The organism is Pseudomonas sp. HMSC057H01, from assembly GCF_001836405.1.
Classification (GTDB): domain Bacteria; phylum Pseudomonadota; class Gammaproteobacteria; order Pseudomonadales; family Pseudomonadaceae; genus Pseudomonas; species Pseudomonas aeruginosa.
The window spans coordinates 158,774-184,011 of record NZ_KV828411.1 but is presented as its reverse complement, the minus strand read 5'-3'; the positions used below and the strand labels follow the sequence as shown (position 1 = coordinate 184,011).

The 25,238-nt window shown below is 65.0% G+C and carries 26 protein-coding genes; 9 read left to right on the top strand and 17 right to left on the bottom strand.

Translation table 11 applies throughout. The annotated features are described in order from the left end of the window. Positions 1-35 precede the first annotated feature (35 nt). The 7 genes from msrQ to HMPREF2581_RS33135 all read right to left on the bottom strand — a co-directional run bounded on the left by msrQ (position 36) and on the right by HMPREF2581_RS33135 (position 6,526). Positions 36-644 (bottom strand): protein-methionine-sulfoxide reductase heme-binding subunit MsrQ, encoded by a 609-nt coding sequence (gene msrQ / locus HMPREF2581_RS06075; RefSeq protein WP_003141653.1) that lies wholly within the window; start codon positions 642-644, stop codon positions 36-38. Then, positions 644-1,657, bottom strand: a complete 1,014-nt coding sequence (gene msrP / locus HMPREF2581_RS06070; protein WP_003141655.1) for a protein-methionine-sulfoxide reductase catalytic subunit MsrP — start codon at positions 1,655-1,657, stop codon at positions 644-646. Before msrP ends, msrQ begins: the two co-directional genes overlap by 1 nt. A gap of 60 nt (positions 1,658-1,717) precedes the next feature. After that, a complete protein-coding gene (pssA, locus tag HMPREF2581_RS06065; protein ID WP_003095061.1) occupies positions 1,718-2,533 on the bottom strand; it encodes a CDP-diacylglycerol--serine O-phosphatidyltransferase in 816 nt (271 codons plus the stop codon). 154 nt (positions 2,534-2,687) lie between these two features. Beyond that, positions 2,688-3,704 carry a ketol-acid reductoisomerase gene (ilvC, locus tag HMPREF2581_RS06060; RefSeq protein WP_003095066.1) on the bottom strand — a complete coding sequence of 339 codons (1,017 nt, stop codon included), beginning with the start codon at positions 3,702-3,704 and terminating at the stop codon, positions 2,688-2,690. Between the two features lie 42 nt (positions 3,705-3,746). After that, positions 3,747-4,238: an acetolactate synthase small subunit gene (gene ilvN / locus HMPREF2581_RS06055; RefSeq protein ID WP_003095069.1), complete on the bottom strand. Its 492-nt coding sequence runs from the start codon at positions 4,236-4,238 to the stop codon at positions 3,747-3,749. A 2-nt stretch (positions 4,239-4,240) separates the two neighbouring features. Next, complete coding sequence (locus tag HMPREF2581_RS06050) at positions 4,241-5,965, bottom strand: acetolactate synthase 3 large subunit (protein WP_003095071.1); 1,725 nt, start codon at positions 5,963-5,965, stop codon at positions 4,241-4,243. 288 nt (positions 5,966-6,253) lie between these two features. After that, positions 6,254-6,526, bottom strand: coding sequence for a hypothetical protein (locus tag HMPREF2581_RS33135; protein WP_152934532.1), 273 nt, complete (start codon positions 6,524-6,526; stop codon positions 6,254-6,256). Between HMPREF2581_RS33135 and HMPREF2581_RS06045 the strand changes: the two genes are divergently transcribed. Then, positions 6,516-6,968 (top strand): DUF4124 domain-containing protein, encoded by a 453-nt coding sequence (locus tag HMPREF2581_RS06045; RefSeq protein ID WP_003095076.1) that lies wholly within the window; start codon positions 6,516-6,518, stop codon positions 6,966-6,968. The genes HMPREF2581_RS33135 and HMPREF2581_RS06045 overlap by 11 nt on opposite strands. Positions 6,969-7,075: 107 nt before the next feature. Here the strand turns inward: HMPREF2581_RS06045 and HMPREF2581_RS06040 are convergent, their stop codons facing one another. Genes HMPREF2581_RS06040 through mrcB form a run of 3 tightly spaced genes read right to left on the bottom strand, consistent with a single transcriptional unit; the run spans position 7,076 to position 10,525 of the window. Continuing rightward, the gene (locus HMPREF2581_RS06040; RefSeq protein WP_003111351.1) at positions 7,076-7,405 is read right to left on the bottom strand and encodes a YqcC family protein; all 330 of its coding nucleotides are present in this window, start codon (positions 7,403-7,405) and stop codon (positions 7,076-7,078) included. Beyond that, a complete protein-coding gene (lpoP, locus tag HMPREF2581_RS06035) occupies positions 7,405-8,184 on the bottom strand; it encodes a penicillin-binding protein activator LpoP (RefSeq protein WP_003095080.1) in 780 nt (259 codons plus the stop codon). Before lpoP ends, HMPREF2581_RS06040 begins: the two co-directional genes overlap by 1 nt. 16 nt (positions 8,185-8,200) lie before the next feature. Further along, entirely contained in the window at positions 8,201-10,525 is a 2,325-nt protein-coding gene (gene mrcB, locus HMPREF2581_RS06030; protein WP_003111352.1) for a penicillin-binding protein 1B, read from the bottom strand. A gap of 212 nt (positions 10,526-10,737) precedes the next feature. On the opposite strand from mrcB, the gene HMPREF2581_RS06025 reads away from it, so the two are divergent. The 4 genes from HMPREF2581_RS06025 (at position 10,738) to cbpA (ending at position 14,139) form a co-directional block, all read left to right on the top strand. Beyond that, positions 10,738-12,300, top strand: coding sequence for a bifunctional aminoglycoside phosphotransferase/ATP-binding protein (locus HMPREF2581_RS06025; RefSeq protein WP_003141659.1), 1,563 nt, complete (start codon positions 10,738-10,740; stop codon positions 12,298-12,300). 91 nt (positions 12,301-12,391) lie between these two features. Continuing rightward, positions 12,392-12,739, top strand: a complete 348-nt coding sequence (locus HMPREF2581_RS06020) for a pentapeptide repeat-containing protein (RefSeq protein ID WP_003095090.1) — start codon at positions 12,392-12,394, stop codon at positions 12,737-12,739. 225 nt (positions 12,740-12,964) lie between these two features. Continuing rightward, the gene (locus HMPREF2581_RS06015) at positions 12,965-13,237 is read left to right on the top strand and encodes a TfoX/Sxy family protein (RefSeq protein WP_003095094.1); all 273 of its coding nucleotides are present in this window, start codon (positions 12,965-12,967) and stop codon (positions 13,235-13,237) included. 104 nt (positions 13,238-13,341) lie between these two features. Further along, the gene (gene cbpA, locus HMPREF2581_RS06010; RefSeq protein WP_003141662.1) at positions 13,342-14,139 is read left to right on the top strand and encodes a cAMP-binding protein CbpA; all 798 of its coding nucleotides are present in this window, start codon (positions 13,342-13,344) and stop codon (positions 14,137-14,139) included. A 463-nt stretch (positions 14,140-14,602) separates the two neighbouring features. On the opposite strand, the gene HMPREF2581_RS06005 is transcribed toward cbpA, so the two are convergent. From HMPREF2581_RS06005 to HMPREF2581_RS05985, 5 genes are read right to left on the bottom strand one after another with little or no spacing between them, the layout of a single operon-like run. Continuing rightward, a complete protein-coding gene (locus HMPREF2581_RS06005) occupies positions 14,603-15,490 on the bottom strand; it encodes a ChaN family lipoprotein (protein ID WP_003141664.1) in 888 nt (295 codons plus the stop codon). A gap of 10 nt (positions 15,491-15,500) precedes the next feature. Then, complete coding sequence (locus tag HMPREF2581_RS06000) at positions 15,501-16,268, bottom strand: heme ABC transporter ATP-binding protein (RefSeq protein WP_003095098.1); 768 nt, start codon at positions 16,266-16,268, stop codon at positions 15,501-15,503. Next, a complete protein-coding gene (locus HMPREF2581_RS05995) occupies positions 16,268-17,251 on the bottom strand; it encodes a FecCD family ABC transporter permease (RefSeq protein ID WP_003121063.1) in 984 nt (327 codons plus the stop codon). Before HMPREF2581_RS05995 ends, HMPREF2581_RS06000 begins: the two co-directional genes overlap by 1 nt. A gap of 50 nt (positions 17,252-17,301) precedes the next feature. Then, positions 17,302-18,195: a hemin ABC transporter substrate-binding protein gene (locus HMPREF2581_RS05990; RefSeq protein ID WP_003141666.1), complete on the bottom strand. Its 894-nt coding sequence runs from the start codon at positions 18,193-18,195 to the stop codon at positions 17,302-17,304. 9 nt (positions 18,196-18,204) lie between these two features. Then, positions 18,205-19,269, bottom strand: coding sequence for a hemin-degrading factor (locus HMPREF2581_RS05985; protein WP_004365355.1), 1,065 nt, complete (start codon positions 19,267-19,269; stop codon positions 18,205-18,207). Positions 19,270-19,448: 179 nt separating this feature from the next. On the opposite strand from HMPREF2581_RS05985, the gene phuR reads away from it, so the two are divergent. The 3 genes from phuR to HMPREF2581_RS05970 all read left to right on the top strand — a co-directional run bounded on the left by phuR (position 19,449) and on the right by HMPREF2581_RS05970 (position 22,786). Then, positions 19,449-21,743, top strand: a complete 2,295-nt coding sequence (phuR, locus tag HMPREF2581_RS05980) for a heme/hemoglobin uptake receptor PhuR (RefSeq protein ID WP_003095102.1) — start codon at positions 19,449-19,451, stop codon at positions 21,741-21,743. A 102-nt stretch (positions 21,744-21,845) separates the two neighbouring features. Continuing rightward, positions 21,846-22,193 carry a Rieske (2Fe-2S) protein gene (locus HMPREF2581_RS05975; RefSeq protein WP_003121065.1) on the top strand — a complete coding sequence of 116 codons (348 nt, stop codon included), beginning with the start codon at positions 21,846-21,848 and terminating at the stop codon, positions 22,191-22,193. 80 nt (positions 22,194-22,273) lie between these two features. Beyond that, positions 22,274-22,786: a DUF4136 domain-containing protein gene (locus HMPREF2581_RS05970; protein ID WP_004365357.1), complete on the top strand. Its 513-nt coding sequence runs from the start codon at positions 22,274-22,276 to the stop codon at positions 22,784-22,786. A gap of 3 nt (positions 22,787-22,789) precedes the next feature. Here the strand turns inward: HMPREF2581_RS05970 and HMPREF2581_RS05965 are convergent, their stop codons facing one another. Further along, the gene (locus HMPREF2581_RS05965) at positions 22,790-23,239 is read right to left on the bottom strand and encodes a DUF4345 family protein (RefSeq protein WP_004365359.1); all 450 of its coding nucleotides are present in this window, start codon (positions 23,237-23,239) and stop codon (positions 22,790-22,792) included. A 249-nt stretch (positions 23,240-23,488) separates the two neighbouring features. Between HMPREF2581_RS05965 and HMPREF2581_RS05960 the strand changes: the two genes are divergently transcribed. Continuing rightward, the gene (locus HMPREF2581_RS05960; RefSeq protein WP_003095106.1) at positions 23,489-23,938 is read left to right on the top strand and encodes a DUF411 domain-containing protein; all 450 of its coding nucleotides are present in this window, start codon (positions 23,489-23,491) and stop codon (positions 23,936-23,938) included. A 58-nt stretch (positions 23,939-23,996) separates the two neighbouring features. Here the strand turns inward: HMPREF2581_RS05960 and alaC are convergent, their stop codons facing one another. Next, a complete protein-coding gene (gene alaC / locus HMPREF2581_RS05955; protein WP_004365361.1) occupies positions 23,997-25,232 on the bottom strand; it encodes an alanine transaminase in 1,236 nt (411 codons plus the stop codon). Positions 25,233-25,238: the final 6 nt, after the last annotated feature.

The following is a 25,238-nucleotide window of genomic DNA, read 5'->3' as shown; positions in this document are numbered from 1 at the left end:
TAGAAACTGGCGTCAACACTTATTTGAAACTTTTATTACGAAACACCGGGACGAGTTCGAAGCCTGGGCAGGCGGCGAGCGATCGAGGGTAGCCGCAGCAGCATGAGCGACGCACCAACCACAGCGTACAGGGTCCACTCCTCCAGGTCTGCCCGCACCACCCAGAGCATGTGCAGCAAGCCGAGCCCAAGGATCAGGTAGACCAGGCGATGCAGCTTCTTCCAGCGGCTACCGAGCTTGCGCATGGCGAAGCGGTTGGAAGTGATCGCCAACAGGAACAGGCAGACGAATCCAAGCATTCCCACGATGATGTAGGGACGCTTGCTCAATTCGATGCCCAACTGCCCCCAGTCCAACCCCAGGATGAACACGCAGTAAGCGCTCAGGTGCAGCAGCACATAGGTGAAGCACCACAACCCCAACTGGCGACGCACGGCAATCCAGCCCGGCCAGCCGCTCAGCTTCTGCAGTGGCGTCATCGCCAGGGTGAGTAGCAGCAATACCAAGGCGCCCAGCCCCAGTCGATCGACCAGGGTCTTGCCCGGGTCAGGTCCGAGGGCAAAGATCCAGGCTTGGTACAACCACCAGGCCGGCACTGCCAGCGCCCCCAGGAATACCGCAAGGCGCAGATACCAGTAGCGCATCAGTAGTACTTCCTCAGATCCATGCCGCTATAAAGGGAAGCGACCTCGCTCCCGTAGCCATTGAACATCTGCGTATCCCGTACATTGGGGCTGAACAAGCCACTGGGCAGGCGCCGCTCGCGAGCCTGGGACCATCGCGGGTGGTCGACCTGCGGATTGACGTTGGCATAGAACCCGTACTCGTTGGCGGCAATGCTTTCCCAGGTGGTCTTCGGCTGCTCACGGACCAGACTGATACGCACGATGGACTTGATGCTCTTGAAGCCATACTTCCACGGCACCACCAGGCGCAACGGCGCGCCATTCTGGTTGGGCAACAGCCGCCCGTACATGCCCACCGCCAGAATTGCCAGGGGATGCATCGCCTCGTCCATGCGCAAGCCTTCCATATAAGGCCAGTCGATCACCGAGAAACCGGAGCGTTGGCCGACCATCTGTTCCGGACGCTGCAGGGTTTCGAAACGGACGAACTTCGCCTGCCCATTGGGTTCGACCCGCTTGAGCAGGTCCGCCAGGGGAAAGCCCAACCAAGGGATCACCATCGACCAGGCTTCCACGCAGCGCAGCCGATAGATGCGCTCTTCCAGTTGGTAGGGTTTGACGAAGTCCTCGAGGGCATAGGTACCCGGCTTGCCGACCTCGCCGTCGATCACCACCGACCAGGGCTCGGTCTTCAGGGCCGAGGCGTTTTCCGCCGGGTCGCCCTTGTTCGGCCCGAATTCGTAGAAATTGTTGTAGTGGGTGGCGTCCTTGAATGGCGTGATCGCCTCCCCCTGGACATCCACCGCCTGCCAGCGGGTCTGCGGTAGCTTTTCGGCGAACCAGCCCGGCGCCGGCACCGGCTCGACGCCGGCATAGCGCTGTTCGTCGGCAAAGCCCAGGCGCGGCAGGCCGCTGGCCAGCGCCAATCCGGCGAAGGAAGCACCGAGCAGACGCCGACGGGACAGGTAGAGGGTTTCGGACGTGACTTCCGACTCGGAACAGTCGGAACGGGAGGGAATCTTGATCAGCATGACGGGCTCCGCAATGACCAGCTTTGTGCCAGTAGACTACGGAGCCCGTTGGAAATTACATCAGCTCGGCTGCTTCCGGCGACGCAGCTGCAGCAGGTATTGCACAGGACCGGAGGCCGCGTAGGCAAGGAACAGCAACAGGAGGATGCGCGGCGGGTCGGTAAAGACCACGGCGAAGGCCAGCACCACGATAAGGATCGCCACGAACGGCACCCGGCCGCGCAGGTCGAGATCCTTGAAGCTGTGGTACTTGATGTTGCTGACCATCAGCACACCAGCGGCGGCGACCAGCAGGGCGACGAGGAAGGCAACCTTGGCGCCCTGGATCTCGAAATCGCTGAACGCCCATACCGTGCCCGCCACCAGCGCCGCGGCGGCCGGACTGGCCAGGCCGATGAAATAGCGCTTGTCGGCCTTGCCGACCTGGGTGTTGAAACGAGCCAGACGCAGGGCTGCGCCCGCAACGTAGATGAAGGCGACCATCCAGCCGACCTTGCCGAGGCTGCCAAGCGCCCATTCGAAGGCGACCAGCGCCGGCGCCACACCGAAGGCGACCATGTCGGACAGCGAGTCGTACTCGGCGCCGAAGGCGCTCTGGGTGTTGGTCAGGCGAGCCACACGGCCGTCCAGTCCATCGAGGACCATGGCCACGAAGATAGCGATGGCGGCGTTGGCGAACTGGCCGCTCATGCCATTGATGATGGCGTAGAAGCCGGAAAACAGGGCCGCCGTGGTGAACAGGTTGGGCAGCAGGTAGATACCGCGGTGACGAACCTTCCGCCCTTCGGCGTCGTGCCCTTCTTCTATATGTTCGTCGATGGGCAGCAGGCTTTCTTCGTCGGAGGCCTTGTTCGGCTCCTCGGGACGTTCACTCATGGACAATTCCTTGGGAACTGATGGGGTACGAATATGCCGACAGCACTTCTGACTAGGAAGACAACTCCGCCGGCCCAGGCTTTATACCAGATCGCCAGGCAAGAACGAAAAAACGCGGCCGGGGCCGCGTTTCTTCGTCTGTCGCCGGAGCCGCTTAGTTCTTGCTCTTGTCGACGATCTTGTTGGCTGCGATCCACGGCATCATCGCGCGCAGCTTCTCGCCGATCTGCTCGATCGGGTGAGCGGCGTTGTTGCGGCGGTAGGCAGTCATCGACGGGTAGTTGGCCGCACCTTCGGTAATGAACATTTTCGCGTACTCGCCGTCCTGGATGCGCTTCAGGGCGTTGCGCATGGCAGCACGGGACTCGGCGTTGATCACCTCCGGACCGGTTACGTACTCACCGTATTCGGCATTGTTGGAGATGGAGTAGTTCATGTTGGCGATGCCGCCTTCGTACATCAGGTCGACGATCAGCTTCAGCTCGTGCAGGCACTCGAAGTAGGCCATTTCCGGCGCGTAACCGGCTTCGACCAGGGTTTCGAAACCGGCCTTGACCAGCTCGACGCAACCACCGCAGAGAACGGCCTGCTCACCGAACAGGTCGGTTTCGGTCTCGTCCTTGAAGGTGGTTTCGATGATACCGGTACGACCGCCGCCGACGCCGCAGGCGTAGGACAGGGCGACGTTCTTGGCGTTGCCGGAAGCGTCCTGGTAGATGGCGATCAGGTCAGGGATGCCACCGCCCTTGACGAACTCGGAACGCACGGTGTGACCCGGGGCCTTCGGCGCGATCATGATCACGTCGAGGTCGGCGCGCGGGACGACCTGGTTGTAGTGGATGGAGAAGCCGTGAGCGAAGGCCAGGGTGGCGCCCTTCTTCAGGTTCGGCTCGATCTCTTCCTTGTACAGGCGGCCCTGGAACTCGTCCGGGGTGAGGATCATGACCACGTCGGCTGCGGCGACGGCGGTCTTCACGTCGGCAACCTTCAGACCGTGCGCTTCGGCCTTGGCCACGGTGGCGGAGCCGCTACGCAGGCCCACGGTGACGTCGACGCCGGAGTCCTTCAGGTTGCAGGCATGGGCGTGGCCCTGGGAGCCGTAGCCGATGATGGCAACTTTCTTGCCCTGGATGATCGAGAGGTCACAGTCTTTATCGTAGAAAACGCGCATGGGAATTCCCCTTCAGTAAGGCCTCGCGGGCCTGCTTTCAGTTCAGATGCTCAGAGTCTTGTCGCCACGGGCGATGCCAGTGACGCCACTGCGGACCACTTCCAGGATCGACGCAGTGCCGATGGCCTGGATGAAGCTGTCCAGTTTGTCGCTGGTACCCGCCAGTTGCACGGTATAGACGCTACTGGTGACGTCGACGATCTGCCCACGGAAGATATCGGTGGTGCGCTTGACCTCGGCGCGCTGGGCGCCCGTGGCCTTGACCTTCACCAGCATCAGCTCGCGCTCGATATGGGCGCTTTCCGACAGGTCCACCAGCTTGACCACTTCGATCAGCTTGTTGAGGTTCTTGGTGATCTGCTCGATCACCTCATCGTGCCCCACGGTGGTCAGCGTCAGACGCGACAGGGTCGGGTCCTCGGTCGGCGCCACGGTCAGGCTTTCGATGTTGTAGTTGCGTTGGGAGAACAGGCCGACCACGCGGGACAATGCGCCTGGCTCGTTTTCCAGCAGCAGGGAAATGATGTGTCGCATGATCAGGTACGCTCCGTCTTGCTCAGCCACATGTCGCGCATCGCGCCGTCACGGATCTGCATCGGATAGACGTGTTCGCTGGCGTCCACCTGGATGTCGAGGAAGACCAGGCGATTCTTCATGGCGAACGCCTCCTCCATCTTCGGCTTCAGATCCTTCAGGTCGGTGATGCGCATGCCGACATGCCCGTAGGCTTCGGCAAGCTTGACGAAGTCCGGCAGGGATTCCATGTAGGAATGCGAATAACGGCTGTTGTACTGCATGTCCTGCCACTGGCGGACCATGCCCAGGGCACCATTGTTCAGGTTGACGATCTTCACCGGCAGGTCGTACTGCAGGCAGGTAGACAGTTCCTGGATATTCATCTGGATACTGCCCTCGCCGGTCACGCAGGCGACATCGTCGTCCGGGAAGTTGAGCTTGATGCCCATCGCCGCCGGGAAGCCGAAGCCCATGGTGCCGAGACCGCCGGAGTTGATCCAGCGATTGGGCTTGTTGAACTTGTAGTACTGCGAGGCGAACATCTGGTGCTGGCCGACATCGGAGGTGATGAAGGCATCGCCATGGGTAACCTCGTAGAGCGTCTCGATGACGGTCTGCGGCTTGATGATGCTGCCGTCGCCCTTGTCGTACGGGAACAACCCACGGTTACCACGCCACTCGTCGATCTGCTTCCACCAGGCAGCCTGGGCATCCTGGTTCGGGGTCTCGCCGATTTCCCTGACGATCGCGACCATTTCGGTGAGAACGCTGTCCACCGGGCCGACGATCGGGATGTCGGCCTTGATGGTCTTGGAAATCGACGCCGGATCGATGTCGATGTGGATGATCTTGGCGTTCGGGCAGAACTTCGCCGCGCCGTTGATGACCCGGTCGTCGAAACGCGCGCCGACCGCGAGGATCACGTCGCTGTGATGCATCGCCAGGTTGGCGGTGAAGCTGCCGTGCATCCCGAGCATGCCGAGGAACTGGCGGTCCGCGCCGGGATACCCGCCGAGGCCCATCAGGGTGTTGGTCACCGGCAGGTTGAGCATCTGCGCCAGCTCGGTCAGCGGCGCCGCGGCATTGCCCATGATCACGCCGCCGCCGGAATAGACCACCGGGCGCTTGGCGGCCAGGAGCATCTCGGCGGCCTTGCGGATCTGTCCCGAGTGACCGCGAACGGCCGGGCTGTACGAACGCAACTTGACCTTCTTCGGATAGGAATATTCGAACTTCTGCGTCGGGTCGCCCATGTCCTTCGGAATATCCACGACCACCGGCCCCGGACGACCCGACTGCGCCAGGTAAAAGGCCTTCTTGATCACCTCGGGAATTTCCGAGGGATGCTTGATGATGAAGCTGTGCTTCACGATCGGCCGGGAGATCCCGACCATGTCGGTTTCCTGGAACGCGTCGGTACCGACCATGTTGCTCGGCACCTGGCCCGACAGGATCACCATCGGGATGGAGTCCATGTATGCGGTGGCGATACCGGTGATGGCGTTGGTCGCGCCCGGGCCGGAAGTCACCAGCACGACACCGGGCTTGCCGGTGGCGCGGGCGTAGCCGTCGGCCATATGGGTAGCCGCCTGTTCGTGGCGCACCAGGATGTGGGTCACGTCGTGCTCCTTGAAGAGCGCGTCGTAGATATGCAGGAGGGCACCACCCGGGTACCCGTAGATGTACTTAACGCCTTCGTCGCGCAACGAGCGGACGACCATTTCAGCGCCTGATAAAAGCTCCACGTTTTCACCTCTAGAACGCTATACGGCCACCCAGGGGCGGGCGACCGAAATTCGGTTGGCTGCCCGGCAGAGCATGGGTGACGGTAGTCACCGGCTACGTCAACTGCCGATTGAGCAAACTTGGAAGGGCGCCTGGTGTTACGGAGCTCTTCCACCCAGCGCGAGGTAACGCGAAGCAGGGTGTAACTTTCGGCGCGGGTAGGCACCTCATGGTCTGCCGGAGAGGGGACTGGGTTGCAGACGGCCCGCTACAGCGAGCTTGGATTCTTCGCATTCGTCGAACGCAAGTCAAGCTTTATTCTGAAAATTATCAAAAAAAATTCCAAGGAAGCTGCCATACCCTTCCATAAAAAAGCTGATCAATGACCAAAAACAGATTTTATGGCTAGAAAATTCCGATTTAGAGCAAACTTTTCCAAAATGCCCATGATTCCCGCGAGGACTTGCCACGGCGAGGCCGTCTCCAGCGGCGGTTGTGATGCCGTGCAGCATGCCGCGCTGGCGGATTTGGTTATAGTTAGCCGCAGTTAGCGCATTCCAAGGACTCCGCATGCGACGCATGATCCTCCCGGCCAGCTTGTTGCTCGCCCTCTCCTCTTTCGCCATGGCCGCCCCGATCTACAAATGGGTCGACGCCGAGGGCGTCACCCACTTCGGCGCACAACCGCCGCAAGGTGCGCAAGCGACCACGGTGAATACCCAGACCGCCCCGCCGCCGGACAACTTCCCCCTGCCACCCTCGACCCCGGCACCGACCATCCAGCAGAAACCGGCCGATCCCGAGCAGAAGGCGATCGACGACAAGGTGAAGCAGCAAGTGGCGAAGGAAGAGGCCGAGCGCAAGCAGTTCTGCGAAGAGACCCGCAACAACCTCGCGCAACTGAAGAACAACCCGCGCGTAAGGGTCGACGAAGGCAAGGGCGAACTCCGTCGCCTCGGCGAGGAAGAACGCCAGGAGCGAATCGCCAAGGCCGAAAAGGCGATCCAGGAGAATTGCCGCTGAGGCGAACACAGCCCCGTCCCGCAGCATGGGGCTGACCCGACTCTCCGCCTTGCTTGAAGCAAAGAAAAACCCGGCCTGTAGCCGGGTTTTTCTTTACTGCCGAAGCTTCATGACGGCCCGCCGATCAGCCGGTCGAACTCGCCAAGCGCCGCCAGCAGGCCGGCGACTTCCTCGCCACGCTGCGCATAGGCCACCTCGGCCATGGCCAGGATACCCGAGGCTTGCGGCAAGGCGCTGTCGCTTTCGAGAATCAGCTTCATCCGTGGCAGGAAGATCCATTGCAGCCATTGCTCGAGCGCCAGCGTATCCACGCAGAACGGCTCGGGGCTGGCCAGCGCTTCCGGGGCGGGGCTGCTTTCGCTCCACCAGCCGAGGGCACGCAACTCACGCTCGATCAGCAACAACTGGTCGGCCAGCGCATAGACCCGTCGATCCATCAGGAGCTGACCTTGGCCTTCTGCCGGGCCAGCGCAGCGCCGGCGGAGTCTCCCTGCTTCTCCCGCGCCTGGGCGATCAGTTCCCAGAGCCCGGCCTGCAAGGCCGGCCGGCCATTGGCGTAGCTCAAGCCACGGCGCGCGACCTGCTCGGCCTGAGCCGCATCGCCCTGGGCCAGGCGCACCTGGGCCAGGCGATAGAGCACCTGCGGCTCGCGCGGAGCGATGCGCTGGGCTCGCTCGAGGCTGGCGGCGGCGCTGTTCAGGTCGCCGCTGCCCTGCTGTTGCTGGGCGGTTGTGAGCATCGCCAGGACCGGCCCGTCCAACTGCTCGTCGGCCGCCAGGCTGCCGGCCGAGCCGGAGGCCGGAATGCCGGTGGGCGCGGAACGACTGGCGCCGCTGGGCGGCATGTTGTAGCTGCCGCCCAGCGGTGGCGTGGAGGCGCTGCTGGGCGGAGCCTGGTACTGGGTGCCGGTGCCGAGCGGAGCGCTGCTGATCGGCGCGGCGCCGGACTGCGCCGGGAAAGTCTGGATCGGTGCGGAATTGGCGCCCTGCGGCACCATCACCACCACGCCGGAGTCGCCGCCCTGGGGAATGCCCTGGGTGGCGGCGCCTTGCTGGGTACGCGGTACCTGGGTACGGGTGATGCGGAAACCGCCGCTTTCCTGGTTGGACACCGGAGTACCGGAATCCACCACCGGGATCGCCCCGTGCTGCGGGCTGGCGCAGCCCGCGAGCACGGCACTGCCGGCAAGCGCGGCGAATACGAAAATCTTCTTCACGTCAGGTCCTCTCGGATCAATTCAGCCAGCCTCGTACCCAGTCCATCACCTCGCCGGCGGGGTTCTGGCTCCCGCAGCCTGGGCCCTGGGCGGGCTCGCTGCCACGAATATAGGGCATCTGTACGGCATTCGGGCAATCCGCCGCCGAGCCCTGCCCGGTCTGCGCGTCGACCCAGGCCATCACCACGTTCTCCGGCATCGGCATTTCCAGCGATTGCGGATGCGCCTTGCGCATGAAGCTGGCCCACACCTGCAAGGCACCGGTGGCGCCGGTAAGCGGCGTCTTGCCGTTGTCGTCGCGACCGAGCCAGACCACAGCCTGGAGGTCGCCGCCGAAACCGGAGAACCAGCTATCGCGCGAGTCGTTGCTGGTGCCGGTCTTGCCGGCGAGGGTCAGCGACGACGGCAATTGACTGTACACCGACCGCCCGGTGCCTTCGCGCATGACCCGCTGCATGGCGTTCTGCACCAGGTAGACGGCGCCCGAGTCGAAGCGCTGTTCGACCTGGAACGGATAGCGCTTGAGCGGCTGGCCGTCGGCAGTGAGGACGCTGCGGATCCCCCGCAACGGCGTGTTGAAGCCGCCGCTGGCGATGGTCTGGTACATGGTGGCGACCTCCATCGGACTGAGCGAACCGGCGCCCAGCAGCATCGACGGATAGGCTGGCCAGTCACGGTTGATGCCCAGCCGGGCGACGGTCTGCAGCACGTTGGGCACACCGACGTCGAGGCCGAGCTTGGCGGTGGACAGGTTGTAGGAGTTTGCCAGGCCCTGGTACAGGAAGATCGTGCCATGCGAGCGCCGGTCGTAGTTCTGCGGTCGCCAGACCTGGCCGTCCTGGCCTTTCACCGCGAAGGGTTCGTCCTGCACCCAGGTGGTCAGGGTGTACTTGCTCGGCCGCTCGAGTGCGGTCAGGTAGACCGCCGGCTTGATCAGCGAACCGATCGGCCGCACCGCGTCCAGGGCCCGGTTGAAGCCGGCGAAGCGCGGGTCGCGACTGCCGATCAGGGCCTGGATCTCGCCGGTTTCCGGATTGGTCACGACCATCGCCGCCTCGACCTGGTCGACTCCCTTGCGCCCACTGAGGCGCTTGAGCGTTTCGTTGACGGAGGTCTCGGCCTTCTCCTGCAGGATCGGATCGAAGCTGGTGAAGATGCGCAGCCCTTCCTCGGTCAGGTCCTCGTCGCGGTAGTCCTGGCGCAACTGGCGCTTGACCAGGTCGAGGAAGGCCGGATAGGAGCTGTCGGCCATGCTGCCCTGCCGGGTCACGCCGAGCGGGCGCTGCTTGGCGGCGTCGACTTCCTGCTGGGTCGCCACGCCCTGCTCGGCGAGCACATCGAGCACCAGGTTGCGCCGCGCCAGCGCACGATCCGGGTAACGCCGCGGGTTGAAGTAGGACGGTCCCTTGACCATGCCGACCAGCAGCGCCACCTGGTCGAGCTTGAGCTCGGCCAGCGGCTGGCTGAAGAAATACTGGCTGGCCAGGCCGAAGCCATGGATCGCTCGTTGCCCATCCTGGCCGAGGAACACCTCGTTGAGATAGGACTCGAGGATGTCGCGCTTGTCGTAGTGCAGCTCCAGCAGCACCGCCATCATCGCTTCGTTGATCTTGCGGCTCAGGCTGCGTTCGTTGCTCAGGAAGAAGTTCTTCACCAACTGCTGGGTCAGGGTGCTGCCGCCCTGGCGCAGCTGGCCGGCCGTGGTGTTGACCCACACCGCCCGGGCCACGGACTTCAGCGACACGCCATGGTGGTTCCAGAAGTCGCGATCCTCGACCGCGACCAGGGTGTCGATCAGGTAGGTCGGCACCTGGTCGAGCTTGACCAGGATGCGATCCTCATGGTGCGCCGGATACAAGCCGCCGATCAGCAGCGGCTCAAGGCGCGCCACCGCCAGTTCCTTGCCGTTGGCCTGGCTCAGCCCGCTGACGTAGTTGCCGTTGAAGCGCACGCGCACGCGCTGGGCCGGTTCCGCGCCTTCGTAGAACTGGAAGCCACGGGTATTGAGTTCGACCGCGCTGGCCGCCACCGACACGGTTCCAGGGCCGCTCACGCTGGGCTCGCGACGGTAGCCGAGGGCGTCGAGTTCGCGCAGGAAGTCTTCCCTGCTCAGCTTCAGGCCGTTGAACAGCTCCAGCGGGCGGGCATAGACCTTCGCCGGGATGGTCCAGCGCCGGCCGGAGAATTTCTCCTGCACCACGGCATCGAGATAGATGGCGAAGCCGGCGAGGAGCACCAGGCCGACGAGGCCGAGCTTGAGGGCCCAGCCGAGCCATTTGTTCAGGCCGGGTGCCGGGCGTGCTTTGCTGTTACGGGAACGGGGGGATCGGGGACGCGTCATGGCGGCGCATTATACGTACTTTATCCACAGCGGACAGACACCGCATCGGCGGCATCCACGGTCTGCGCGGCCCCGGTGGATAGGCGCGGCGGCAGCGCGGCGCATTCGACCGGCGATCCGGCAAATGGTTGCTATCCGCCAGCGAGGTTTGCACTGTCACCCCTTCCCGCCATAATGCGGGTTTTCGCATATTTCAGAGGCAAGGATATCCCGTGAGCCAGACCCTGATCGCCGCCCTGCAGAACCCGGCCCTCTACCCCCACCCGGTGGAGCGCTTCGAGGTCATCGAGACGCATATCTCCTGGGTCCTGTTGACCGGTCCCTACGCCTACAAGATCAAGAAGCCGATGGATTTCGGCTTTCTCGATTTCACCAGCCTGGACAAGCGCCGTTTCTATTGCAACGAAGAGCTGCGCCTGAACCAGCGCCTCACCGACGATCTCTACCTGGAGGTCCTGCCGATCACCGGCAGCGAAGAAGCGCCGCGGATCGGCGGCGACGGCGAGGCAATCGAATACCTGCTGAAGATGCGCCAGTTCCCGCAGGACAACCTGCTGGCGGCAATCCAGGGCCGCGGCGAACTGTCCAACCAGCATATCGACGAACTGGCCGAGCAGATCGCGCACTTCCACCAGAACACTCCGAAGGTGCCGCTGGAGCACCCGCTGGGCACCGCCGAGTCCTGCATGGCGCCGGTGCGGCAGAATTTCGAGCAGGTTCGCCCGCTGCTCAAGGACAAGGCCGACCTGCAACAGCTGGATGCCCTCGAAGCCTGGGCGGAAAGCAGCTTCGAACGCCTGCTGCCGGTGCTCCAGGAGCGCAAGGCGAAGGGCTTCATCCGCGAATGCCACGGCGACATCCACCTGGGCAACGCCGCGCTGATCGACGGCAGGGTAGTGCTGTTCGACTGCATCGAATTCAACGAGCCGTTCCGTTTCACCGATGTCTGCGCCGACTTCGCCTTCCTCGCGATGGACCTGGAAGATCGCGGCCTGAAGTGCCACGCTCGACGCTTCGTCAGCCTCTATCTGGAACACACCGGCGACTACCAGGCCCTGGAACTGCTGAACTTCTACAAGGCCTACCGCGCCATGGTCCGCGCCAAGGTCGCGCTGTTCAGCCTCGGCTACCAGACCGATGCCGTGCAGCGCGCGGCGACCCTGCGCCAGTACCGCAACTACGCCAACCTGGCGGAAAGCTACAGCGCCATTCCCTCGCGCTTCCTGGCGGTCACCCATGGTGTCTCCGCGGTCGGCAAGAGCCAGGTGGCCATGCGTCTGGTGGAGGCTCTGGGCGCCGTGCGCCTGCGCTCGGATATCGAACGCAAGCGTCTGTTCGGCGAGCAGCCGGAACACGACAGGGGCCAGTTCGCCGCCGGCATCTATAGCAGCCAGGCCAGCGAAGCGACCTATGCGCACCTTCACCAGTTGGCCGCGAAGATCCTCCAGGCTGGCTATCCGGTGGTGATCGATGCCGCCTACCTGAAGCAGAGTCAGCGCCAGGCCGCTTGCCACATCGCGGAAGAAACCGGCGTGCCGTTCCTGATCCTCGACTGCCAGGCGCCCGAAGCGGTGATCGCCGGCTGGCTTGCGCAACGCCAGGCGGAAGGCAAGGACCCGTCCGACGCGACTCTCGACGTGATCCGCACCCAGCAGGCTACCCGCGAGCCGCTGACAGCGGCGGAGACGGTCCAGAGCAAGCGTGTAGACACCCACGACGCGGCCAGCCTCGACGGGCTGGTCGACGGCATTCGCCAGCGCCTGCCCGGTCTCTGAACGAACTGCCATGGCGCCCGCCCCTCCAGGGCGGGCGCCGTGCCGCTGCTCTTCTATACTCACGGCGAGCCTTCTGCGCAGGACGCCGCCCATGAACTCGCCCCGTCAGCTCGACTCGCCGCTCTACCAACTGCTCCACGCCGAAGACATCGAAGGCTTCAACCGACAGAAGCCGGCCGACGGCTGGATCGACCTGGCCGGCGGCGACTTCCGCGGCCTCGACCTGCGTCTGCTGGATGCCGCCCGCGTCGACTTCAGCGATGCCTATTTCCGCGGCGCCGACCTGCGCGGCGTGGATCTGCGCGAGGCGCGCCTGGAGGGCGCCAGCCTGGCCCATGCGCAGATATCCGGTACGTATTTCCCGTTGCGCCTGGCGCCGGACGAGATCCGCATGTCGGTGAACTTCGGCACCCGCCTGCGCTACCTGCCGGAGCCCTGAGAAGCGGAAGGACCACGCCAGGCCACGTTTTGCCGGGAGGCCGCTACACTTCTGGCAGGTACCCGGCCGGCTGAGGATCGGTCCCGGACCGCCTACGCCGGATCGTAAGGGCGAAGGCCGCTCGCGTCGGCCATCTCGCTCCATCGCGCCGGCCCTGTCGGCTCCGGACCGGTTCCAGGCAGTTCCGCGCCATCACGCTTCTGAGCGGCATCGCAAGGACCGACGATGAACGACGAACTGCTGAACCTGAAAAACCTCGGGAAAACCTCGACCCAATGGTTGCATGCCGTGGGTATCCACAGCGCCACCGATCTGCGTCGGCTCGGCTCGGTGGGAGCCTATCGCGCGGTCCGCGCGCGCGGCTTCCGAGCCTCGAAAGTCCTGCTCTATGCCATCGAAGGCGCACTTCTCGACGTTCACTGGAACGAGCTGTCCCCAGACCACAAGGCCGCACTGCTCGGCGAGCTGGAGACTTTCCCCGTGCGAAACAAGAGCTAGCTCACACCTGCCACGGGAAGATATTTACTCCCCCCGGGCGCCCACCTATCGTCTCGTGGACGTTCGTACCTCCTCTCTCGACCAGGCAGCTCAAGGAAATGGCCATGTATCTACTCGGCGAGCAACCGGCTTATGCCGACCAATTGATCAATCGCCTGCAGGGAATCCCTCACCGCTTGCTCGAAGGCCTGGCACCCAGCGGCCCCGCCCTGGAACTGGAACGTAGCGACGACCTGGAACGCGAGCTGCCCGCCGACCAGGTATTCCTGGTGGAAAGCGGCCTGCTGCATGCGCTGGTCGACGAACGCCCACTGTTCTACCTCCAGGAAGGCGACCTCCTCGGCCTTCGACGCGGACTCGAGCTCCCCGCCTGCCAGCATGCCAACGAAGAACCGATCCGCCTGCTGCCCTATTCGCGCGATGCGCTGCTCCAGCACATCCATGCTGACCAGGAACGTCAGGAACTGCTATTGCAGTACCTGATCGGACAGACTGCCCTGCTCGGCGATGCGCTGGCGCACCTGAAGCAGCCGGAAGTCCGCCCGGCCACCGGCTTCCGCCACTTCGCCGCGGGCGAGGCGCTGATCCGCCAGGGCGACGATGCGGATCATGTATTCATCATCATCGAAGGGCACGCCGAAGCGCTGGTGGACGGCCAGAAAGTCGGCGATGTGCAGAAGGACGAGATCTTCGGCGCCATGGCCGTGTTCACTCGCGAGAAACGCAGCGCCACGGTGGTCGCCAGCGAACCCTGCACGGTAATGGTGATTCCCAAGGAGCAGTTCCTCGGCCTTATGCAGAACAACCCGCGAATCGCCCATAGCCTGATCGAAGGCATGGCCCGGCGGATAGACCTGCTTAACCGGGAAGTGACCCAGCTGCGCCTGCGCCGCAGCGCCTGAGGCCCATTCCAGAGGGCTCGCGACTAGCTAGCAGAAAAGTTTGGCGAAAGCGTTTGACATGGAAATGAGAATCATTATTATATCACTCAACTGGTCGCGAGATCAGCCGGTAAGCTGAGAGACCCACGCAGTCGGACTCTTCAGATTATCTCCTCATCAGGCTAATCACGGTTTTTGACCCGGCACTTTGCCGGGTCTTTTTTTGCCTGCGATTCGGCCGGAGACGACCGTTCATCGGCTGGCGATGGAATGAATGAGAACCGGCTTGACCTGATAATGAGAATAGTTATTATTACACCAACTGGTCGCGAGGCCAGCAGGTAAGCTGAGAGACCAAGCAGTCGGACTCTTCAGATTATCTCCTCATCAGGCTAATCACGGTTTCGACCCGGCACTTTGCCGGGTCTTTTTTTGCCCGCGAAAACGTAGCGCGATACGCGGCTCCAGGCCTCGCGCCCTTCCTTCAACGCGCCTTCTTCATCTCCGCGCAATAGTCCTTGTCCGGCTGTGCCGGCGTGTACCAGGCGTAGTCGGCCTCACGCGTCGTTACCGCCTGCCCGGCCTCGACCAGCATCAGTACCTGCGCACCCTTCTCCGCACCAAGGTCGCGCAGGTGGACCGGTACGCCGAGGTCGCGTCGGGCGTGGAAGCTGCCGGCGACGAGCATCGCCGGCAGTGGCGCATCGCGAAAACGCTCGGCCATGCGGCGGTCACGTTGCTGCTGGACGGCGAGCATCGCCGGCAATTGATCGTCGGGAAGCATGCCGCAGTGGGATTCGCGAATCTGCGCAAGCAACGGCAGGCGCACGCTGTCACGCCTGGAGGCCGTTCCGGGAAGCGGCGGACGCTCCCTGTAGATGCGCATGATCTCGCTCCGCTGGAGGTTCGCCGCCAGCAACGGCGCGGGTTGCGCAACCGCCCAGGACACCAGGGGTCCGTACTGCGTCCAGTCCCAACCTTTCTGCCAGTCCAGGGCCTGCTCCAGGTTCGCCACCGGCTTGCCGGTCCCGAGTTGTGCGCGGACCGCATCCACCCGTGGTTGCTGGCCGGGATCGAGCATTTCCAGCAGCAGGCTGCCCTGCGCCCGGTATTCGCCCAGGGCCTGCGCCAGCCACAGTTCCACGGCATGATGATCGGGATTGTCGTGCTTCTCGCCGACGATCACTCGCGGCGCGGCCGCCAGGCGTGCGACCAGTTGCTGCGGGCTCAGCGTCACGCCGCTGCGCAATTCGACTATTCGTCCCGTCTGCGGATCGTCGCGCCCTTCCGGGCTCTGCCAATCAGGCAGCGGCGGCAGTTGGGACTGGCAGCCGCCCAGCAGCAGACAGAAAGCGAACAGGCGAATGCGCATGGCGACTCCTTCAACGGGCGACGATCAGCGGATGACCTCGCTCGGGATGACGCTGGACCAGGACCTCGAGGCCGAACACCGCGCGCAACGGCTCGGGGCGCAGGACTTCCTCGGGCGTACCGAGCAGGTGCGGGCGACCATTCTGCAACAGCAGCAGGCGGTCGCAATAGCGCGCGGCCAGGTTGAGATCGTGGAGGATCACCAGCACCGAGGCACCGCGGCGGGCGAAATCATGCACCGCCTGCAGGGTAGTGTGCTGGTGCAGCGGGTCGAGCGCCGAGGTCGGTTCGTCGAGCAGCAGCACCTGCCCCGGCTCGCCCGGCCACAGCTGCGCCAGCACCCGCGCCAGGTGCACGCGCTGGCGTTCGCCGCCGGACAGCGCCAGGTAGCTGCGCCCGGCCAGATGGCTGGCGTCGGCCGCCGCCAAGGCCTCGGCGACGATCTGCACATCGCGCTCGCGGCCGCTGGAATGGGGCAGCCGACCGAAGCCGACCACCGCCTCCACCGGAAAGGCGAAGCCCAGCGACGAACTCTGCGGCAGCACCGCCAGGCGCTGCGCGCGAGCGACGCCCGGCCAGTCGTCGAGGCCGCGCTCGTCGAGCAGCACCAGCCCTTCGGCCGGCTCCAGTTCGCCACAGAGAGCGCCAAGCAAGGTGCTCTTGCCAGCGCCGTTGGGGCCGAGTACGCCGAGCATCTCGCCAGGCCGCAGCTCCAGCTCGAGGCCTTCCAGTACAGTCTTTCCGCCACGGCGGATGGACAGGTTCTCCACGCGCAGCATCAGGCCCGCCCCCGCAATAGCAGATAAAGGAAGAACGGCGCGCCGATCAGTGCCGTGACGATGCCGATCGGCAACTCCGCCGGAGCCAGCGCCAGGCGCGCCAGCAGGTCGGCAAGCAGCAGGAGAATGGCGCCGGCCATCATCGAGGCCGGCAGCAACGTCCGATGATCCGGACCGGCAACCAGACGGATCAGGTGCGGCACCACCAGGCCGATGAAGCCGATCATCCCCGCCGCCGCCACTGCGGCGCCGACGCCGAGGGCAGTGCAAAGCACCAGTTCGGCCTTCAATCGCTCGACGTCGAAGCCCAGGTGACGGGCCTCGGACTCGCCGAGCAGCAGTGCGTTCAGCGCATCTGCCCGGCGCGGTAGCCAGCAGGCCACCAGCAGCGCCACCAGCAGCAGCGGCCAGAGTCGTGGGTAGCTGGCGCCGTTCAGGCTGCCCAGGTTCCAGAAGGTCAGGGTACGCAAGGTGGCGTCATCGGCGAGATAGGTAAACAGTCCGATCACCGCGCCGGACAGTGCGGTCAAGGCGATCCCTGCCAACAACATGGTGGCCACGCTGGTCTGGCCATCGCGGCGGCCAAGCCGATAGACCAGCCAGGTCACCCCCAGGCCGCCGCCGAAGGCGCACAGCGACAGCAGGTAAGGCGCGAGGAACGCCGGCAAGCCGCCCAGCGAGGCGCCGAATACGATGGCCAGCGCCGCGCCGAGGGCCGCGCCGCTGGACACCCCGACCAGCCCTGGATCGGCCAGCGGGTTGCGGAACAGGCCCTGCATCGCCACCCCGGACAGCGCCAGCACCGCGCCCACGGCCAGGCCGAGCAGGGTCCGCGGCAGGCGGATCTGGCCGAGGATCATTTCCGCCTGGGCCAGGCCCGTTCCATCGAGCGGCAGCCCGGCCAGGCGCAGCGCGGCGCGCAGGGTATCGCCCAGCGGCAGGCTGACGGGACCGAGGGCGAGGGACAACCAGAGGACCAACACGAGCGAAATCCCCAGCGCACCGAACAGTGCGCGGGGACGAACAACCGATTTCAATGGGCGGCTTCCGTACTCAGCGGTTTCGCGGAAGGATAAAAGGCTGCGGAGAGAGCCGCCAGGCCATCCGGCAGGCGCGGACCGAGGCCGCCCACCAGGAGCGTCGGGTCCAGCACCAGCAGACGTCCGTCACGCGCCGCGCGGGTCGCGGCGAGGCCGGGGTTCTGCTTGAGCAGCGCGGCACGCGCCGCATCACCTTCGAGGCTGCGGTCGGCGATCACCACCGCGGCCGGATCGAGCGCGGCCAGGGCTTCCACCGAGATCGGCTTGTAACCCTCATGGGTAGCCAGGTTGCGTGCTCCGGCCCGGTTCAGGACCCAATCGCCGCCGGTATTGCGCCCGGCTACCAGCAACTGACCGCCGGCGTTGCCGATCACCAGCAGGACGCCCGGGGCCGGCTGGCTCTTCTGCGCGGCCGCGATCCAGTCCGCCTGGCGCCGCAGCCGCTGACGATAGTCAAGTTCGGCGGCCTCGGCGCGCTGGGGCACGCCGAGCCAGTCGCCGAGCTTCTTCAGGTTGCTTTCCAGTGCCTCCAGATCCGGCTTGGCGGAGAGGGTCTCGACCCGCACGCCGGCGCCTTCGAGCTGCTTGAGTACCGGCGGAGGCCCCATTTCCTCGGTGCCGATGAGGATATCCGGACGCAACGCCAGCACGCCCTCGGCAGCCAGTTGGCGCTGGTAGCCGACGCTCGGCAACTGTTTCAGCGCCTGCGGATGCTGGCTGGTGGTGTCCACCCCGACCAGCTTGCTCTCGCCGCCCAGCGCCACCACCCATTCGCTCAGCGAGCCGCCCGCGCTCACCCAGCGTTGCGGCAGCTCGGCGGCCTGGGCCATGCCGGTGCCGAGCAGGATGCCCAGCGCCAACCCGTTGAATAGTCGATCGATACGCATGATCTCTCCTCAGAGCGCCTTGACGGATTCGGCCAGTTCGCGCCAGTCGTCGCGCTCGGGCTCGCCGGGCTTGCGCGCGCCGAACAGTTGCACGATCAGTTCGCCGTCGGCGTCGAAGGCCTCCCAACTGGTTACGATGCCATCGGTGCTCGGCTTGCGCACCCGCCAAAGCTCGGCGATGCCGGTGGTCTTCAGGTGCAGGTTGAATTCCGGATCGAGCACGTTGAACCAGTCGTCCAGCCACTTCAGGTTGCACACAGACCCGGTATGGATCTGGATGCAGTGGGCGTTGCCGACGAACACCATGATCGGCAACCCGCTTTCGGCCGCCGCTTCGAAGAGTTTCGCCAGGTCGCCCTTGTCCAGGCGCTCGGCCCATTCGCCGCCAGCCAGGCGCAGCGCCTGGGTGCGCTGCGCGCCATGCTTCTTCAGCAGGGCGTGGAAATGATGGGTGTCCTTCAACGCGGCCCAGCCTTCGCGCAAGGCTACGGCATCGATCTGCGCATCGACGAGCGCAGCAGCCGGTGCGCGGGGTTCGCGCAGGGCCAGCACGGCATCCTGCTCGGCAGCCCGCAGGCGCTCGACCAGCGGTTCCCAGGCGCGGACGTCGCTGGCCTCGGTAAGGAACACCTTGTGCACCGCCACGCCCTGCTGGTCGAACACCTGGATGCTGCGCTGGGTACCCCGCGATGTCTCCTCGGCAATGGCGAAGACAGCGTTCCAACCCCCCAGAAACAGGCGCAGGTCGATATCCGGCGAGACCACCAGGCCCATCTGCCCATTGGCAGAGACCGTCACTTCGCGATACGGCCCCTTGCGTTCGTGGACGCAATGCTCGTTGCGGGTCAGCGCCATGATCGGCCCCAGTTCGCCGAGCGCCGGCAGCAAGGCGGCCCAGTCCGGCCGCAGGCGCACGGCATCGATGCCGACCCGGCTGGCGACCAGCTCGCCTTCGCTGACCTGCAACAGCGCAGCGGCGTCGCGCGCGCGTAGCTGCGGTCGCTCGGCGCGCAGGTCCTGCCAGGCGCGGTAAAGCTCGGCAGGGGAATGGGAAAGGCTGGGAGTGCTGCTCATCGACGGTTCCTCGGGCATATCCGGTTCGGTCGCGCTACGCGCAAAACAGGTGAACTTTGCCACAAAACGCATACCTGAATCCATTTGATAATTATTTGCATTAGCGTTTTTCTGGCAGTACCTTGTGCGCCCGACGTCCCCCTGGCTATTCGCCACCGGCCCGACCCAAGGAGTCCCACATGCCGCTCTCCCCGCCCTTCGCCCTGCGCCCCTGCCTGGCCCTGCTGTTGCTCAGCCCTTCCCTGGCTCTGGCGGGGAACGCCGTCCCGCTGACCCCGACCACCATCACCGCCACCCGTACCGAGCAGGCAGTGGATTCGGTGCCGAGCACCGTCAGCGTGCAGACCCGCGAACAACTGGACCGGCAGAACGTCAACAACATCAAGGAACTGGTGCGCTACGAACCGGGAGTCTCGGTCGGCGGCGCCGGCCAGCGTGCCGGGATCACCGGCTACAACATCCGCGGCATCGACGGGAACCGCATCCTTACGCAGATCGACGGGGTCGAACTGCCCAACGACTTCTTCAGCGGCCCCTACGCGCAGACCCACCGCAACTACGTCGATCCGGACATCGTAAAGCGCGTGGAAATCCTTCGCGGCCCGGCCTCGGCGCTGTACGGCAGCAACGCCATCGGCGGCGCGGTGAGCTACTTCACCCTCGACCCGTCGGACATCATCAAGGACGGCAAGGACGTCGGCGCCCGGCTGAAGGCCGGCTACGAGTCGGCCAGCCACTCCTGGCTGACCTCGGCCACCGTCGCCGGCCGCGCCGACGACTTCGACGGTCTGCTGCATTATGGCTACCGCCAGGGCCACGAGACCGAATCCAACGGCGGCCACGGCGGCACCGGGCTCTCGCGCAGCGAAGCCAACCCGGAAGACGCCGACAGCTACAGCCTGCTCGGCAAGCTGGGCTGGAACTACGCCGAGGGCAGCCGCTTCGGGCTGGTCTTCGAGAAGTACAAGAGCGACGTCGATACCGACCAGAAGAGCGCCTATGGCGGCCCGTACGACAAGGGCAAGCCGGCCATCCCGCCGAGCATGCTGCCGGGCGGCATGTACCAGTGGCGCAAGGGCAACGACACCCTGACTCGCGAGCGCTACGGCCTGGAGCACCATTTCCTGCTCGACAGCCCGGTCGCCGATCGCATCCAGTGGAGCCTGAACTACCAGTTGGCGAAGACCGACCAGGCGACCCGCGAGTTCTACTACCCGATCACCCGCAAGGTCCTGCGCACCCGCGACACTACCTACAAGGAACGCCTGTGGGTCTTCGACAGTCAGTTGGACAAGAGCTTCGCCATCGGCGAGACCGAGCACCTGCTGAGCTACGGGATCAATCTCAAGCACCAGAAGGTCACCGGCATGCGCAGCGGCACCGGCACCAACCTGGACACCGGCGCGGACAGCCCGCGCGATGCCCTGGAACGCAGCAGCGACTTTCCCGATCCGACGGTGAAGACCTACGCCCTGTTCGCCCAGGACAGCATCAGCTGGAACGACTGGACCTTCACTCCCGGCCTGCGTTACGACTACACGCGCATGGAGCCGCACATCACCGACGAGTTCCTGCGCACCATGAAGCAGAGCCAGAACACCGCGGTCGACGAGTCGGACAAGAAATGGCACCGGGTTTCGCCCAAGTTCGGCGTGACCTACGACTTCGCCCAGCACTACACCTGGTACGGCCAATACGCCCAGGGCTTCCGCACGCCCACCGCCAAGGCGCTGTACGGTCGATTCGAGAACCTGCAGGCGGGCTACCACATCGAGCCTAACCCCAACCTCAAGCCGGAAAAGAGCCAGAGCTTCGAGACCGGGCTGCGCGGCAAGTTCGACGAAGGCAGCTTCGGCGTGGCGGTGTTCTACAACAAATATCGCGACTTCATCGACGAAGACGCCCTGAATACCGATAGCACCGGCGGCAACGGCCAGACCTTCCAGTCCAACAACATCGAGCGTGCGGTGATCAAGGGCGTCGAACTCAAGGGCCGCCTGGAGCTGGGCGCCTTCGGCGCGCCGCAGGGACTCTACACCCAGGGCAGCGTGGCCTACGCCTACGGTCGCAACAAGGACAACGGCGAGCCGATCAACAGCGTCAACCCACTCACCGGAGTGTTCGGCCTGGGCTACGACGAAGCAGACGGCAACTACGGCGGGCTGCTCAGCTGGACCCTGGTCAAACGCAAGGACCGCGTCGACGACAGCACCTTCCACACCCCGGATGGCACCGCCAGCCAGTTCAAGACCCCGGGCTTCGGCGTCCTCGACCTCAGCGCCTACTACAGGCTGAGCAAGGACCTGACCCTCAACGCCGGTCTCTACAATCTGACCGACAAGAAATACTGGCTGTGGGATGACGTGCGCGGCTACGACAGCGTCGGCGAGGCTTCGGCGCTGGCCCCGGCCAACATCGACCGGCTGTCCCAGCCAGGCCGTAATTTCGCGGTCAACCTGGTCTGGGACATCTGACCCGTTACCCCTTCGCACACGGAAGTGCCCCCATACCCAGCGCCTGGCCATGCCGGGCGCTTTCCATGCCACAGGTGAAAGCCGTCCTCCGGATCAGGGATAATGATCCCGGCAAACGGAGCGCCCATGATCCACCTGTGTCCCTCTTCCCATCTCGCCGAAGGCAACAGCCGCGGCTTCCTCGTCGATGAGCGGCGGCTGTTCGCGGTGCGTCGCGACGGCCGCGCCTACATCTACCTGAACCGCTGCCCGCATCGCGGCATCCCGTTGGAGTGGCAGCCCGATGCCTTCCTCGACGACAGCGCCAGCCTGATCCGTTGCGCCAGCCACGGCGCGCTGTTCCTCATCGAGTCCGGCGAGTGCGTCGCCGGCCCCTGCGCTGGCGAGCGCTTGCGCGCCCTGCCCTGCCGGGAAGACGCCGAAGGCCTCTGGGTGGAGCTGGACGACTGACCCAACGGGGGATGGGCGGCAAGCCGCGAGGCAACGGCTAGGCTTGCGGCACAAAGATAAAAAAGAGGAAGGAACGCGCCATGCGCCGATTCAGCCTGCGCTTCGTCCTGCTGCTCCTGTTCGGCCTGCTGCTCTATGCCTGCCGCAATGAACCGGGCCCCGTACGGCTCGCCCCTGGCGTAACAGCGGCGGATTACAGGACTTTCTTCATCCAGGCGGTACGCGCCGAGGGGCACCGCATCGACTTCGAGGAGCGTTTCGATACGGCCGTGCGCCGCGCCCTGGAGGCCAAGGGCTATCGCTACCAGGTGGAACACGGCGACCTGCGGGTGATCTACGCCCTCGGCCTGCAACGCCAGCCGGGCCTGGAAATGCGACCGGTGATCACCCAGGATGGCGTCTTCACCCAGACCCAACTGACCGAAGACACCGAGGCCAGGCTGGCGCTGCGCATCCTTGACGAAAGCAACGGCAGGGTCCTTCTGGAAAGCGTGCTGAGCCGCCAACTGCACGATCCGGCGCTGACCCAGGAAGCGTTCGACCGCGGCATCGCGCAATTGCTGAAGGACTTCCCGAGTCGCAGTCAACCTTGAATGTCACAGGCCGTCGAAGTCGTCCTCGCGGCGCTCGGTGTTCTCGCCGGGCGTCGACAGCCGGGGCGGCCGCCGTTGCAGCCACCACAGGGCGGCGATCCCCAGGGCAGCCATTGCGCCGCGGAACAGCAGGCCGAACAGGTTGCCGTCGGCCTCCATCCCGCCCTCGATCCAGGCAATCAATAGCCGCGACAGAGTCAGGATCGATTGCAGCAGCACTACCAGGATCAACGCCGGCTGCACCAGCGAAGCCCGGCGCAGGGCGAACAGCAGGAACAACGCCAGGGCGAACTGATGGCCGCCATAGAACACCCGCGCATCGCTGACCGCCGAAGGCTCCATCAGCAGCATGCCACTGAGATTGGCCATCTCGTAGGGACGCACCCAGTACAGCACTCCCAGCGCGCCCCATACCAGCGCCTGAACCAGCAAAACCAAACGGGCGAAGAGCATCCCCTTTCTCCTCGGGCCTGTTGCCCCCAGCGGTCAGTTCGACACCGGCGGCGAACGCCCCGGCAACCCTAAGGACAGCAGACCCAAACCGCGCCGACGAGTTCGCTGCGACAATCCGTCCCTGCCCAACGGCAACCCGGCGCGGCGGGCAGCGCATCGCTTCGTCACAAGTGGATACAGCTCACCGGCTGGGTGGCGGCGGGTGCCAGCGGTATGCTCCCGGCATTCGCTCGCAGCAAGGAGAATCCCATGCGCCGCTTCGCTCCCCTGGCCGTCCTGGCCGCCACCCTGCTCCACGGTTCCCTGGTCCAGGCCGCCGAACCGCTGGCCATCGACGTCCACCGCGACGCCAACTGCGGCTGCTGCAAGGACTGGATCAAGCACCTCGAAGCCAACGGTTTCAAGGTCACCGACCATGTGGAAGCAGACATGAGCGCAGTCAAGAGCCGCCTCGGCGTGCCCTACAGCATGGGCTCCTGTCATACCGGAGTGATCGACGGCAAGTTCGTCGAAGGCCACGTTCCGGCAGCCGACATCCTCAAGCTGCGCGAACGCGCCGACCTGGTCGGCGCCGCCGTACCGGGCATGCCGGTCGGCTCGCCGGGCATGGAGATGGGCGACCGCCAGGACGCCTACCAGGTCGTCGGCCTGACCAGGAGCGGCCAGGCCTCGGTACTGGCGGAGTACCCGGGACGCTAACGAAAACGCCGTTTCCCCCAGGGGAAACGGCGTTTTTCCTTGTAGCAGGGCGTGAGGATCACTCCGCCAGGCTATCGACCTTCCTCTGCGGCGACAGCAGCCCGTCGGCGCGGAACATCGACTTGATCCCGCGCACCGCCTGGCGCAGGCGGTCGCGGTTCTCGATCAGGGCGAAACGCACATGATCGTCGCCGTAGTCGCCGAAGCCGATCCCCGGCGACACCGAGACCTTGGCGTCCTGCAACAGCTTCTTGGCGAACTCCAGCGAGCCCAGATGCGCGTAGGGCTCGGGGATCTTCGCCCAGACGTACATCGAGGCCTTCGGGTTCTCCACCATCCAGCCGGCCTCGCGCAGTCCCTTCACCAGGACGTCGCGGCGCTGCTGGTACTGCCGGGCGATATCGCGGACGCACTGCTGGTCGCCTTCCAGAGCGGCGATGGCCGCCACCTGCAGGGGCGTGAAGGTGCCGTAGTCGTGGTAGCTCTTGATCCGCGCCAGGGCCGAGACCAGCTCGGGATTGCCGACCATGAAGCCGATCCGCCAGCCGGCCATGTTGTAGCTCTTCGACAGGGTGAAGAACTCCACGGCGATATCCTTGGCGCCCGGTACCTGCATGATCGACGGCGCTTTCCAGCCGTCGTAGACGATGTCGGCATAGGCCAGGTCGTGCACGACCATCACGTCGTACTGCTTGGCCAGCGCCACCACGCGCTCGAAGAAGTCCAGCTCGACGCACTGCGCGGTAGGGTTGGAGGGGAAACCGAGAATCATCATGCGCGGCTTGGGAATCGATTCGCGGATCGCCCGTTCCAGCTCGTTGAAGAAATCGATGCCCGGCACCAGCGGCACCGAGCGCACCTGGGCGCCGGCGATCACCGCACCGTAGATGTGGATCGGATAGCTCGGGTTGGGCACGAGGATGGTGTCGCCATGGTCGAGGGTCGCCAGCATCAGGTGCGCGAGGCCTTCCTTGGAGCCGATGGTGACGATGGCTTCGCTTTCCGGGTCGATCTGCACGTCGTAGCGGTCGCGGTACCAGTGCGAGATGGCCCGGCGCAGGCGCGGGATGCCGCGCGAGGTGGAGTAGCCATGGGTGTCTTCGCGCTGGGCGACGGTGCAGAGCTTCTCGACGATATGCGGCGGGGTCGGCCCGTCGGGATTGCCCATGCTCAGGTCGATGATGTCCTCGCCACGGCGACGAGCGGCCATCTTCAGTTCGGCGGTGATATTGAAAACGTAGGGGGGAAGGCGGTCGATGCGCGCGAAACGGCGCGCAGGGCGTGATTCAGCCATGCTGTC